The sequence below is a fragment of the Cellulomonas gelida genome (genome assembly GCF_006538725.1).
Classification (GTDB): domain Bacteria; phylum Actinomycetota; class Actinomycetes; order Actinomycetales; family Cellulomonadaceae; genus Cellulomonas; species Cellulomonas gelida.
Genome location: NZ_BJLQ01000059.1, coordinates 1 through 12,365 on the forward strand (window position 1 = coordinate 1; position 12,365 = coordinate 12,365).

Annotated in this window: 12 protein-coding genes; 6 read left to right on the forward strand and 6 right to left on the reverse strand. The window is 74.0% G+C overall.

Annotated elements, in window-relative coordinates:
* The first annotated feature begins 9 nt into the window (after positions 1–9).
* Positions 10–306 carry a type II toxin-antitoxin system VapB family antitoxin gene (locus tag CGE01nite_RS15925; RefSeq protein ID WP_048343659.1) on the forward strand — a complete coding sequence of 99 codons (297 nt, stop codon included), beginning with the start codon at positions 10–12 and terminating at the stop codon, positions 304–306.
* The gene (locus tag CGE01nite_RS15930; protein WP_048343658.1) at positions 303–920 is read left to right on the forward strand and encodes a LytR C-terminal domain-containing protein; all 618 of its coding nucleotides are present in this window, start codon (positions 303–305) and stop codon (positions 918–920) included. Before CGE01nite_RS15925 ends, CGE01nite_RS15930 begins: the two co-directional genes overlap by 4 nt.
* 96 nt (positions 921–1,016) lie before the next feature.
* Here CGE01nite_RS15930 and CGE01nite_RS15935 read toward each other — a convergent pair whose 3' ends face one another.
* On the reverse strand, positions 1,017–2,387 hold the full coding sequence (locus CGE01nite_RS15935) for a uracil-xanthine permease family protein (RefSeq protein ID WP_141371685.1): 1,371 nt from the start codon (positions 2,385–2,387) through the stop codon (positions 1,017–1,019).
* A 169-nt stretch (positions 2,388–2,556) separates the two neighbouring features.
* Here CGE01nite_RS15935 and CGE01nite_RS17070 point away from each other — a divergent pair, with 169 nt between their 5' ends.
* Together CGE01nite_RS17070 and CGE01nite_RS15940 are read left to right on the forward strand one after the other, a co-directional pair.
* Positions 2,557–2,772, forward strand: a complete 216-nt coding sequence (locus CGE01nite_RS17070; RefSeq protein ID WP_170211004.1) for a hypothetical protein — start codon at positions 2,557–2,559, stop codon at positions 2,770–2,772.
* 131 nt (positions 2,773–2,903) lie between these two features.
* On the forward strand, positions 2,904–4,190 hold the full coding sequence (locus CGE01nite_RS15940) for a glycosyltransferase family protein (protein ID WP_229747596.1): 1,287 nt from the start codon (positions 2,904–2,906) through the stop codon (positions 4,188–4,190).
* On the opposite strand, the gene CGE01nite_RS15945 is transcribed toward CGE01nite_RS15940, so the two are convergent.
* From CGE01nite_RS15945 to CGE01nite_RS15955, 3 genes are all read right to left on the reverse strand, one after another.
* On the reverse strand, positions 4,178–5,113 hold the full coding sequence (locus CGE01nite_RS15945) for an LLM class F420-dependent oxidoreductase (RefSeq protein WP_048343656.1): 936 nt from the start codon (positions 5,111–5,113) through the stop codon (positions 4,178–4,180). The two genes, CGE01nite_RS15940 and CGE01nite_RS15945, sit on opposite strands and share 13 nt — an antisense overlap.
* A 65-nt stretch (positions 5,114–5,178) precedes the next feature.
* The gene (locus tag CGE01nite_RS15950) at positions 5,179–6,135 is read right to left on the reverse strand and encodes an Fpg/Nei family DNA glycosylase (protein ID WP_048343655.1); all 957 of its coding nucleotides are present in this window, start codon (positions 6,133–6,135) and stop codon (positions 5,179–5,181) included.
* 36 nt (positions 6,136–6,171) lie between these two features.
* On the reverse strand, positions 6,172–8,145 hold the full coding sequence (locus CGE01nite_RS15955; RefSeq protein WP_141371686.1) for an AAA family ATPase: 1,974 nt from the start codon (positions 8,143–8,145) through the stop codon (positions 6,172–6,174).
* Between the two features lie 195 nt (positions 8,146–8,340).
* Here CGE01nite_RS15955 and CGE01nite_RS15960 point away from each other — a divergent pair, with 195 nt between their 5' ends.
* Entirely contained in the window at positions 8,341–9,243 is a 903-nt protein-coding gene (locus CGE01nite_RS15960; RefSeq protein ID WP_141371687.1) for a L,D-transpeptidase, read from the forward strand.
* 76 nt (positions 9,244–9,319) lie between these two features.
* Here the strand turns inward: CGE01nite_RS15960 and CGE01nite_RS15965 are convergent, their stop codons facing one another.
* Complete coding sequence (locus CGE01nite_RS15965) at positions 9,320–10,201, reverse strand: DsbA family protein (RefSeq protein WP_141371688.1); 882 nt, start codon at positions 10,199–10,201, stop codon at positions 9,320–9,322.
* A gap of 42 nt (positions 10,202–10,243) precedes the next feature.
* Entirely contained in the window at positions 10,244–10,693 is a 450-nt protein-coding gene (locus tag CGE01nite_RS15970; protein ID WP_141371689.1) for a hypothetical protein, read from the reverse strand.
* 195 nt (positions 10,694–10,888) lie between these two features.
* Between CGE01nite_RS15970 and phoA the strand changes: the two genes are divergently transcribed.
* Positions 10,889–12,307 carry an alkaline phosphatase gene (phoA, locus tag CGE01nite_RS15975; protein ID WP_141371690.1) on the forward strand — a complete coding sequence of 473 codons (1,419 nt, stop codon included), beginning with the start codon at positions 10,889–10,891 and terminating at the stop codon, positions 12,305–12,307.
* Positions 12,308–12,365 lie beyond the last annotated feature (58 nt).

The window sequence follows — 12,365 nt, forward strand, 5'->3', positions numbered from 1 at the left end:
AGTGTCACCGTGATCTTCAAGGCGGTGGGCGAGGGCAGGCCCTACCCGGACCACGGGCTCGAGACGGCGAAGCAGTGGGCCGAGGTCCCGCCGCGCCAGGTGCGGCTCGACGACCTCGTGACCACGAAGCGCACCCTCGACCTCGACGCGCTGCTCTCCGAGGACTCGACGTTCTACGGCGACTTGTTCGCGCACGTGGTGCAGTTCAAGGGCGTCATGTACCTCGAGGACGGCCTGCACCGCGCCGTCCGCGCCGCGCTGCAGCAGCGTCCCGTGCTGCACGCCCGGGTGCTGGTGATCGAGTGAGCGACGCGGATCGCGCGCGGGCGCTGCGACGCCGGCACATGCGCGAGCGCCAGGCGGTCGTGTTCGGGGTGCTGCTCGCGGCGCTGGCCGTCGTCGGGCTGGGTGCGGCCGCGATCTACACGGGCAGCCTGACCCTGCCGTTCGTCGAGGAGGAGTTCGCCGCGAAGCCCTCCCCGACCCCCACGTTCCGCGCGTTCCCGTGCCCGCCCGAGGGTGCGCTGCCCGTCGCGTACGGCGACATCACGCTCAACGTGTACAACTCGACGTCGACCGGCGGCCTCGCCGCGACGACCATGAAGGCGTTCACGGACCGCGGCTTCAAGGCCGGCGAGACCGGGAACCAGCCGGCGTTCACCGGCACCGCGCAGATCGCGTTCGGCGTCTCGGGGGTCGCCGCCGCCTACACGGTCGCCGCGCACGTCACGGACCCCGTGCTCGTGCTCGACGGCCGCAAGGGCCCCGAGGTCGACATCACGCTCGGCTCGACCTTCACCACGCCGATCCCGGCCGACCAGGTGGTCCTCGACCCGGAGACCCCGCTCGTCGCCCCGAAAGGCTGCAAGCCGCTGCCGGCGCCCACGGCCGCGCCGACGGCCGCAGCGACCGAGGGCTGACCGCCCGCGCAGCGCACCTGCACGAACGACGCGGGCCGGCCCCCATCGGGGAGCCGGCCCGCGTGCTTCGTCGTGCGAGTTCGTCGTCGTGCGAGGTCAGCGCGCCGCCGCGTCCTCGACCACGTGCTCGTCACCACCGGGCGCGGACGCCGGCGAGGCGGGCTCGTACGACGTGCCCCGCCACCGGGCCAGCACGCGCATCAGGTGGTAGACGCCGATCGCGCTGACCGTGCCGAGCGCGATGCCCGTGAACGTCAGCTCGCCCCAGTGCCACGTGAAGTCCGCGATCCCGACGACGAGCGCGACCGCCGCGGGCGTGAGGTTCACCGGGTCGGAGAAGTCGACCTTGTTCTGGATCCAGATGCGCGCGCCGAGCAGGCCGATCATGCCGTAGAGCAGCGTGGCGGCACCGCCGATCACGCCGGGTGGGACGCTCGCGACGGCCGCGCCGAACTTGGGCGACATCGCCAGCACCAGCGCGGTCGAGCCCGCGACCCAGTACGCCGCCGTCGAGTAGACGCGCGTCGCGGCCATGACTCCGATGTTCTCGGCGTACGTCGTCGTGCCGGACCCGCCGCCGAGGCCGGCGAGCGTGGTCGCGACACCGTCCGCGAACAGCGCGCGGCCCGTCACCGGGTCGAGGTCGCGTCCCGTCATCGCGGTGACGGACTTCAGGTGGCCGATGTTCTCGGCGATCAGGACGAACACGACGGGCAGGAACAGCGCGAGCGTGCCGGCCTCGAAGCGCGGGGTGACGAACGTGGGCAGCCCGACGAGCGGCGCGTCCCCGATGACGTCGAAGTTCACCTCGCCGCGAATCACGGCGACGACGTAGCCGATCACCACGCCGACGAGGATCGAGAGGCGGCCGAGGATCCCGCGGAACAGCACGGTGCACAGGATGATCGCGCCCAGCGTGCACAGCGCCGTCACGGGCGCGGCGCGGAACCCGCTGGTCTCGTTGACGCCCCACGCCGCTGGCGCGAGGTTGAAGCCGATCAGCGCGACGATCGTGCCGGTCACCACCGGCGGCATCGTCACCTCGATCCAGCGCGTCCCGACGACGTGCACGACCAGGCCGACGAGGGCGAGGGCGACACCGGTGACGAGGATCCCCCCGACCGCGACCGACTGTCCGCCGCTGGCCGTGGCAGCACCGATCGGAGCGATGAAGGCGAAGCTCGAGCCGAGGTAGCTCGGTACCCGGTTGCGGGTGATGAGCAGGAAGCCCAGGGTGCCGATCGCCGAGAAGAACAGCGTCGTCTGGGGCGAGAAACCCGTGATGAGCGGCACCAGGAACGTCGCGCCGAACATCGCGACGACGTGCTGCATGCCGATGCCGATGGTCCGCGGCCACGACAGCCGCTCGTCGGGGGCGACGACCGTGCCCGGTGAGATCGTCTTGCCGTCGCCGTGCACCGACCACCCGAACCAGCGTCCCTGCTGGGGCTCGACCTCAACCGCCACGTCAGTCCTCCTCCTCGTCCGGCTCGTCGTCCGGCGCGCTGCGTGCACGAGCGGTCGACGACCGTCCCGTCCCCCGTGACGGAGGGTAGTGGTCCGCGCTCGACGCGCAGCGAGAACGTCCGCATGACATGGTCGTGCGGTAACGTCCGCTGCGACTCGGGAGGCCGAGATGTCCGAGAACGACCAGCCCGTCACCCCGCCCTGGCCGGACCGCGTGGTTCCCGGCGGAGCGCCGGACCCGGTGGCAGCGACCGCACCGGTCGCGCCGCCGCCGCCCGACGCGCCGGACCAGGGGGACCCGGACGCGCTGCTGCAGGAGGAGCGACCGATCGTCCTGCCGCCGGCCGGTCCGCAGACCGGCGTCGTCACCCCGCCGCTCCAGTAGTCCGCCCGACCACCGCCTCGTCCCGCACGGGGCCCGCCAGCACGGAGGCCCCGCTGCACCGCCTGCGCCGCTCGACCCTGGCCGTCTGGGTCGCGTTCCTGCTGGTCCACGCCTGGTTGCTGGTGCTGGGCGTGTTCCTGCGACCCTCGCAGACGTTCTGGGACATCGACCTGTACCGCTGGTGGATGTGGCAGGGCCTGAACGACGGCACGTGGCCCGTGCTCGACGGGCCGTGGGTCTACCCCGTCGGTGCGCTCGTCCCGATGCTGACCGCCGCGACCGGCGGAACGGACAGCACCACGGGGTACGCGCTGGCGTGGAGCCTGTGGGTCACGGCGTTCAACGCCGTGGGGCTGGTGGCGTTGCTGCACGCGCCGCGCGTGGTCGGCCACCGGCACATCGAGCGCACCACGGCGGGGGCGTGGTGGTGGGTGGGGTTCACCGCGCTGCTCGGGCCTGTCGCGATGGGGCGGCTCGACGCGGTCGTCGCGCCACTGGTGGTCGGGGCGCTCGTCGTCGCGCTACGACGCCCGCGGATGGCCGCCGCGCTCCTGACGGCCGGGGCGTGGGTCAAGGCCGCGCCCGGCGCGCTGCTGCTCGCGCTCGTCGTCGTCGTGCGCCGCCCCTGGCGCGAGGTGGTGCTGCCCGTCGCGCTCGTGTGCGCGGGCGTCGTCGCGCTCGTCGTCCTCGGCGGCGGCCGGGAGCACCTGCTGTCGTTCCTCACCGAGCAGGGTGAGCGCGGGCTGCAGGCCGAGTCCGTGGGTGCGACCCCGTGGCTGCTGGCGAGCCTCGTCGACCCCGAGGTGGGCGTCGAGCTCAATGCCGAGCTCATCACGTGGGAGGTGCACGGCCCGGGCGCGCAGGGCGCGGCGGACGCGCTCGGCGTGCTGTTCCTCGTCGGCATCGCCGCCGCGGGGGTGTTCCTGTGGTGGTGCGCCCGCCGACTGGGCCCGCGCCTGTGGTCCGACGAGACCGCGCGCGCCCAGCTGCTGGTGCGCGGCGCGCTGCTGGTCGCGACGCTGCTGATCGTCCTGAACAAGGTCGGGTCGCCGCAGTTCATCGGGTGGATCGCGCCGCCGGTGGCGGTCGCGCTCGCGCTGCGCCTGCCCGGGTGGCGGTCGACCGCGTGGTTCGTCGCCGCGATCGCGGGGGCGACGCAGCTCATCTTCCCGTGGGGATACCCGCAGATCACGACGGGCGGCGTGGGGATGACGCTCGTGCTCGCGGCGCGCAACGTCGCGCTCGTCGTGCTGGCCGCGACGGTCGTGCTCGACCTGCTGCGCGAGACGCACGCGCCCCGCTTGAGCTCGGGCGACCCGGACGACGACCCGGCCGCGGCCGCGCACGTCGCGTCCGACGAGGACGCGCTGGTGCCCGGACCGACGCCCGAGCACCAGCGCGACGTTCAGCCGAGCTGAGGCGCAACCTCGCTCGCGACGAGCTCGAGGTGGTCCAGGTCGGCCAGGTCGAGCACCTGCAGGTAGGCGCGGCTCGCGCCCTGCTCGCGCAACCAGCCGAGCCGCTCGACGACCTCGTCCGGCGTGCCGGCGAGCCCGTGGGCGCGCAGCTCGTCGGGCTCTCGGCCGATCGCCTCGGCACGCTGCCGGAACTGCGCCTCGTCCTTGCCGACGCACAGCACGAGCGCCGCGGAGAGCACCAGATCGTCGGCGGGGCGGTCGATCGCCGCGCACGCCGCGCGGGCGCGCGCGAACTTCTCCGCGACCGTGTCGAGCTCGGGGAACGAGAGGTTGAACTCGCTCGCGAACCTCGCCGCGAGCGCGGGCGTGCGCACCGGGCCGTTACCGCCGACGATCACGGGCACACCCGGGCGGCCGTGGACCTGCTGCACGGGCTTCGGCAGCGCCGGTGAGTCCTCGAGCGTGTAGTGCTCGCCCGCGAAGCCGTACTTCTCCCCGACCGGCGTGCCCCACAGCCCGGTGACGATCTCGAGCTGCTCCTCGAGCAGACCGAACCGCTTGGCGGGGAACGGGATGCCGTACGCGCGGTGCTCCGCCTCGAACCACCCCGTGCCCAGCCCGAGCTCGACGCGCCCGCCCGACATCTGGTCGACCTGCGCGACCTGGATCGCCAGGATCCCCGGGTAGCGGTAGGTGACCGACGACACGAGCGTGCCGAGCCGGATCCGGCTCGTCTCCCGCGCCAGGCCGGCGAGCGTGGTCCACGCGTCCGTCGGTCCCGGCAGGCCCTCGGTGCCCATGCCCAGGTAGTGGTCGGAGCGGAAGAAGGCGTCGAAACCCAGGTCCTCGGTCGCGCGCGCGACGCGCAGCAGGTCGTCGTAGGTGGCCCCCTGCTGAGGCTCGGTAAACACTCGCAGTTCCATGCCGACCATCATGCCTGCCCCCTACACCGGTCCCGCGCGGGGGTCCGGGGAGGGGCATGGGTCGGTCAGGGGCGCTGTTGGCAGGTGGGGCAGCGGTAGAGCTTGCGGGAGGCCATGTCCTCGACCGTGATCGGGGTGCCGCAGACGTAGCAGGGCTCGCCTGCGCGGCCGTAGACCCAGTGGCGCAGGGCCTTGTCCGTGAGGGCGGCGCGGCGCTCGTCGGGGGTCAGGTCCTCCCGGGTGATCATCACGCCGGTCGCGATGCCGTCGGGCAGCAGGCGGGCCCAGTCCTGCCAGAGCGCGAGCGCGACGGCCGGCGGGACCTGCTTGCCCGGGGTCCACGGGTCGAGCCGCGCGCGGAACAGCAGCTCGGCGCGGTAGATGTTGCCGATCCCCGCGACCACCGACTGGTCCATGAGCAGCTGCCCGACGGCGACGCCCCGCGCGCGCAGGCGGCGCACCATCTCGGCACCCGCGGCAGCCAGGTCGCTCTCCGTGGCCGGGTCCGGTCCGAGCCGTGCGACGACCGCCGCGGCCGCCTCCGGGTCGAGCACCTCGCACGCCGACGGTCCGCGCAGGTCCGCCACGGTCTCGTCGGTCGCGAGGCGCACGCGCACCTGGCCGACGGGCTCGGGCGGGAACGCGTCGCCGTGCGGCACACCCGCGACGAGGCCGCCCTCGTCGGCGGGCGACTCACGCTCGTCCTCCCCCATGCGGACCGCTCGCCGCAGCCGCGGCGCACCCAGCGACCCCCACGCGGCCTCGCCCGCCACGATCGGGGACAGCCGCCCGTAGAAGTCCCACGCGCCGTACAGGCCGAGGTGCACGCGCAGCACGTCGCCGCCTGCGAACTCGAGGAACAGGTGCTTGCCCACGGCCGACGAGCGCTCGAGCACCTGGCCGTCGAGCCGTGCGGCGCCGGCGGCGAACCGCCCTTGCGGCGAGCTCACCCGCAGGGCGCGGCCGACGAGGTCGGCGTCGAGCTGGCGGGCGATGCGGTGGACCGTATGACCTTCGGGCACACCCGCAGGCTATCGGCGGCGTGATCGGCCGACGGGTCAGGCGGCCGGGTTGCTGCCGAGGCGGCCAGCCATCGCCTTGGCCAGCACCGGGCGGGCGGTGCGGACCTCGGCCATCGACTGCGCGCGCTCGAGCACGTCGGTGATCTCCGGGCCGATCAGCTCGTGCCGGTCGAGCAGCGCGTCGCGCAGCGCCTCGACCAGGTGCCGGTTGCGGGACAGCAGACGCCGGACAGTCGACCGGGCCTCGTCGAGCACACCCTCGAGCTGCTCGCGTGACGCCGGGTCGGCGAGGACCGCGGAGACCAGGTCCCGGTCGACCGCGAGGAACGAGACGAGCGAGCCCGTCATGCCCGCGGCCCCGACCATCTGCGCGGCGGTCCGGGTCGCGGCGGCGAGGTCGCTCGCGGGACCGGTCGAGGTGTGCCCGTAGAACAGCTCCTCGGCCACCCATCCGCCCATGGCGATCTGCACGAGCGCCTGCAGGTCGTACTGCGAGTGCGTCCAGACCTCCTCGCAGTCGGTGTGCGCGAGCAGGCCGAGCGCCTCGCCGCGGCGGATGATCGTCAGCACCTCGAGCGTGCGGTTCGGCGCGACGAGCCACGCGACGGTCGCGTGCCCGGCCTCGTGCGTCGCGATCAGCTGCTGCTCGGCCTCGGTGTAGCGCACGGGCTGGCCGATCCCGACCATCTCGGTGATGCGCGCCTGCTCGACGTCGTGGAACGACATGGTGGTCGAGCCGCGGCGCAGCGCGTTGACGAGCGCCTCGTCGAGCAGGTGCTCGACCATGACCGGCGTCCACCCGTTGGTCGCCGCCGCGATGCGGTCGCGCAGCGCGGGGTCGTCGAGCGAGACCTCGTGCGAGCGTCGGGCCAGGAAGTGGTCGACGAGCGCCCGACGACCGTGCGCGTCGGGCGTGGAGAACGTCAGGTGCCGGTCGAACCGGCCCGGGCGCAGGAGCGCGGGGTCGAGCGAGTCCGCGCGGTTGGTCGCGGCGATCAGCAGGATCGGCGCGCGTCCCGGGCGGCGCTGCTTGAGCTGCTTGTGGCCCGGCAGCAACAGGTTCACGGCCGCGATCATGCGGTTGACGAGCTTGTCGGTGCCCGTCGGCTCGTCGAACGACTGCATCTGCACGAGCAGCTCGTTCACGACCCCGCCGGTGCCCTCCGAGACGACCGCGTTCGTCGTCGTCCCGCCGAGTCCCGGCAGCAGCCCGGAGGAGGCCGAGACGCACGACGACGAGGCGGACGGGATCCCGGACGGGACCGCACCGAGCATCCCGCCGCGGCGCAGTGCGATCGCGTCGATCTCCTCGATGAACCCGATCGCGCCACCCTCGCGCCGGGCGGTGTTGCGCAGCGCCCGGAAGTACGCGCGGATCTTGCGGGCCGTCGCGCCGTAGTACATCGACTGGAACGACGTGGCCGAGACGAACAAGAACGGCACGCCCGCCTCGGCGGCCATCGCCTTGGCGGTCATGGTCTTGCCGGTCCCGGGCAGGCCCTCGAACAGCAGGCCGCGGCGCGGGGTGCCGCCCATCTGGTCGGCGAACCGCCGGTGCGTCTGGAACAGGTCGATCGAGCGGCGCACGTCCTCCTTCACGGGGTCGATGCCGATCACGTCGTCGAGCCGCACGTCCACCTGCTCGGGGCGGTAGACGAGGTGCGGCGAGCGAGACGTCCCGACCGTCGTCAGCACGACGAGCAGCAGCATCGCGACGAAGAAGACGATGATCGTCACGAGGAACGGGTCCATCGTCGGCAGCTGCGGCAGGGGCGACCGGTTGAGGAACGCGGCCGCGATGACCCACGCCTCCACGAGCAGGACGAGCGCGGCGAGCCGGTAGACGCGGCGACGGCGCATCCGCTCGCGCTCGACCGCGATGTCGTGCGCACCCTGCCGGATCGGCGACCTCAGCTCCTCGGCCACGTCGGTCTCCTCGTCGTCGATCGCCGGACGCACGCACCGGCGGGCACGCGCGTACCGCGGCGCCGCGGCACCACGTCCGCCCATCGTCCGGCCGGGTGAACACCACCGCAAGATCGGACAATTCGGACCACCCGAACGGCGTAGTGCCCTCGTCCCTCCGGGTCCGCCGCCCGTCCGCCGAGGGGCGGGCCGCCCCCTGCGCCGCGGACGCAACCGGGTGCACGGACGCGTCCTGCGGCACCATGAGATCGGGACGACCCGGACGACGAGGGAGGCTGCGTGGGCGCCACCGCACGGCCCCGACGGGCACGCGCGTCAGCCGCGGCCCTGCTCGTCGCGACCCTCGTCGCGGCCCTCGCCGGGTGCGCCTCGTCCGGCACGGTCGACGCCGACCCGATCGCGCCTGCCGTCGTCGTGCACGAGGACGTCACGGTCGCGAAGGCCGCCGTCCCGTCCCCCGAGCCGCTCCCCGACCTGACGACGCTCACCGTCATCGACCCGGTGCACGTCGTGCCCGGCCTGCTCGCGCTCGACGGCCTCACCCAGCTCGAGAACGACGACGCGACGCTCGGCCGCTGGCGCACGGCATCGGTCGTGCGCGACACCGCCGCGTACGACGCGCCCCACGGCCGGCCGGTCGGCGTGCTGCCGGCACGGACGCTCGGGATCGCCACGACCGTCCCCGTGGTCGACGCGCGCGACGGCTGGCTGCGCGTCATGGTCGCCGCGCGCGGCGCGCTGCCGAGCCAGGACGCGACGCGCGTCAACGAGCGCACGGCGTGGGTCCGGGCAGCCGACACCACGCCCGGCGGCACCGACTGGCGTGTCACCGTCGACACGTCCGCGCAGACCGTGACGATCGACGACGGGCAGGACGTCACGACGCACCCCGTGCTCGCCACCGGGTCGCCGTCGCGACCCACGCCGCCGGGGCCGCAGTTCGTCGTCGGGGCGTTCTGGGACCAGCCGGGCACGACGACACCGCGCGTGATCCTGCTGTCCACGCAGAGCGAGACCATGGACGACTACGACACGCGCACCGGCACGTCCGCGACGGCCTTCCACACGACGACGCTGCGCTCGCGCGGCGAGGTGTCGAACGGCTGCATCCGCCTGTCCGACGAGGTCGCCGACCTGCTCTGGAAGCGCGTCCCGGCCGGCACGCTCGTCGTCATCACCTGAGGTCGCCTGGACCTGAGGCATCGTCAGACCGCGCGTCGGCGGGTCCGGCCGCGGGGTGGCCGGACCCGCCGTCCGGTCAGCCGATCGCGGTCTCGATCGCGGCGCGCAGCGCGCCAGGCACGGTGAAGTCGCCCTCCCAGCGCTCGCCGTCGATGAGCACGGTCGGTGTGACGGCCTTGCCCTGGGCGTTCAGCGGGATCAGCGCGGGCGTCGCGGCGGCCCACCCGGCGAACAGCCGACCCTTCGGCGTGCTGGTCGTGAACGTCGCGGTCACGTCAGCCGGCACGCCCGCGGACTCGGCGAGCGACGCGAGGGTGTCGTCGTCGAGGCCCTCCGAGCCCTCCTCCGGCTGCGTGCCTTCGGCGAACAGCGATGCCAGGAACGCCGGGAACGCCGCGGGCGCGCGGTCCGCGACCACGCCGAGCGCGTTGACCGCGCGCGTCGAGTAGACCGTCCCGCGGGAGAGCTCGTCGAGGACCGCGACCGGGTGGTAGACGACCGTGACGCCCTGCTGCGCGACGAGCTCGGCCAGGTCGTCGCCGTTGACCTGCTCGAGCACGCCGCACCACGGGCACATCGGGTCGAGGTAGACGTCGACGGTGACCCCGTCGCCGACCGACCCGACACCCGCCGCACTGACCGGGAGCCCGCCGGTCTGCGGGTCGGCCGTCGCGGGAAGGGTGACGTCCGCGAGCGCGGGCGACTGGGTCGGGTACAGGACGTCGGCGGCGACCACCCGGCCTTCCTGAGCACGCAGGACGGCGGAGACGAGCGCGGCGACGAGCCCGAGGACCGCGACGACGACGAGCGCGACGACGACGAGGCGCGTGCGACGGGCCGCGCGCTGCTGGCGCTCCCGCGCCTCGCGCGCCTGCTGGCGCGCGAGCTCGCGACGCTGGTCGCGGGTGGGGTGAGGGGACTTCTGGGACGTGGGCTGCGGGGACTGTGGTGCGGGCATGACGAGGACTCCTTGGTCGGACGTACGGGGACGGGCGGCGGCTCAGACGAACCGCGGCGGTCCCCGGTGCGACCAGGTGGAGGAGTGCCCGACGGCGGAGCGCAACGGCCACCGAGAGGCACGGGCGGGCCCCGCATGGGCGACGACGAGCGTGCCCACAGGCTGCAGCTCGAGACCCCCGACGAGCCGGCGCACGAGCGCGACGAGCGGCGCCGCGAGCCCGGCTGCGTGCAGGCTCACCAGCAGCTCGCGCAGGAGCAGCAGCGGCAGCAACGCGGCAGCAACCAGGACCGCGGACCGCGTCAGCGCGTCCGGGCCGGCCTCGCCCTGCACGCACCCGACCGCGCGCGCGACCGACGTCACGTGCAGCGTCAGGCGGTCCAGGGCGTCGGGCGGCAGGCACAGCTGGGCGAACGCGCGCAGCCGGCCCAGCGCGCCCACCCACACCAGGGTCAGGCCCGCCAGGAGGAGGAGGCGCACACCCCTGGGCATCGGCGCGAGCATAGCCCCGCCCGCTCTCGACCCGACGGGCACCGGCGCTCCGTCCGGTTCGCCCGCGTTTGCCGGATCGTCGTCCGGTGCTCCAGCGCACGACACCCGCGCGGCGGCTGCGCGCCACCCGACGTCGGTGGAGTGGTGCCACCCGCGCGCATCGGGCGGCGGGGCACCACATCGAGGAGCACCCTGATGAGGACACGCATGCTGCGCCCCGCGGCCGTCGCGACGATCGCGCTGGCGCTGACCGCCGGCGCCGCGACGGGCTGGGCGGCCACGGGCAGCCTGACCGGCAACGGCGACGCCCGCCGCATCGCCGGCGACCAGACGCACCAGCTGCGCAAGCAGCTCGTCGGCGGGCACGCCCGCAACGTCATCCTGCTGATCGGCGACGGGATGGGCGACTCGGAGATCACCGTCGCCCGCAACTACGCGCTGGGCGCGGCGGGCCGGTTCGCGGGCCTCGACGCGCTCCCCGTGACCGGTCAGTACACGACGTACGCGCTCGACAAGGCCGACGGCAAGCCGGACTACGTGACGGACTCGGCGGCGTCGGGCACGGCGTGGGCGACGGGCACCAAGTCGTACAACGGCGCGGTCTCCGTCGACGTCACCGGCAAGCCGCAGCGCACGATCCTCGAGCTCGCGCGGGCCAACGGCCTGCGCACGGGCAACGTCTCGACCGCGGAGATCCAGGACGCGACGCCCGCGGTCCTCGCCTCGCACGTGACGAGCCGGTCCTGCTACGGCCCGGTCGCGACGACGAAGACCTGCCCGACGAACGCGCTCGAGAACGGCGGTCTCGGCTCGATCTCCGAGCAGATCCTGGCGACCCGCGCGGACGTCACGCTCGGCGGCGGCGCGAAGTCGTTCGGCGAGACGGCCGTCGCCGGTCCGTGGGCGGGCAAGACGCTGCTGCAGCAGGCCACCGAGCGTGGCTACCAGGTGGTGACCGACGAGGCGGGTCTCGCCCAGGTCCGCACCGCCGATCAGAAGCGACCCGTGCTCGGGCTGTTCGGCGCGGGCAACCTGCCGGTGCGCTGGAACGGCCCGCTCGCCACGCACACCGGCGGCGGCGAGCCCGCGGTGCGCTGCACGCCGAACCCGGCGTACGGCTCCGCTCCCACGCTCGCCGAGCTCACGACCAAGGCGATCGACCTGCTCGACCAGCCCCGCGCGCGCAAGGGCTTCTTCCTGCAGGTCGAGGGCGCGAGCATCGACAAGCAGGACCACGCCGCGAACCCGTGCGGGCAGATCGGTGAGACGGTCGACCTCGACGAGGCCACGCAGGTCGCGCTCGCGTACGCCAAGAAGCACCGCGACACGCTCGTCGTCGTGACGGCGGACCACGCGCACTCGAGCCAGATCGTGGCGGCCGGTTCCACCACGCCCGGGCTGACGCGGACGCTCGTCACCGCCGACGGCAAGAACATGACCGTCGCGTACGGGACGGCCGAGGAGGGCGGCTCGCAGCAGCACACCGGCAGCCAGGTGCGGGTGGCGGCCTACGGACCGTGGGCGGCGAGCGTCGCGGGGCTGACGGACCAGACCGACCTGTTCTTCACGATGCGCGACGCCCTGCGACTCGACCCGAGGGCCCGCACCCGCTGACGTCGGGACGGGCAGCACGCGACCGCCCGCCGCTGGGAGGGGGCCCAGCGGCGGGCGG

Excerpts from the sequence above, each read along its gene's own strand:
- phoA (WP_141371690.1), top strand. The coding sequence starts at position 10,889 with ATGAGGACACGCATGCTGCGCCCCGCGGCCGTCGCGACGATCGCGCTG.
- CGE01nite_RS15965 (WP_141371688.1), bottom strand. The coding sequence starts at position 10,201 with ATGCCCGCACCACAGTCCCCGCAGCCCACGTCCCAGAAGTCCCCTCAC.
- CGE01nite_RS17070 (WP_170211004.1), top strand. The coding sequence starts at position 2,557 with ATGTCCGAGAACGACCAGCCCGTCACCCCGCCCTGGCCGGACCGCGTG.
- CGE01nite_RS15970 (WP_141371689.1), bottom strand. The coding sequence starts at position 10,693 with ATGCCCAGGGGTGTGCGCCTCCTCCTCCTGGCGGGCCTGACCCTGGTG.
- CGE01nite_RS15955 (WP_141371686.1), bottom strand. The coding sequence starts at position 8,145 with ATGGGCGGACGTGGTGCCGCGGCGCCGCGGTACGCGCGTGCCCGCCGG.
- CGE01nite_RS15945 (WP_048343656.1), bottom strand. The coding sequence starts at position 5,113 with ATGGAACTGCGAGTGTTTACCGAGCCTCAGCAGGGGGCCACCTACGAC.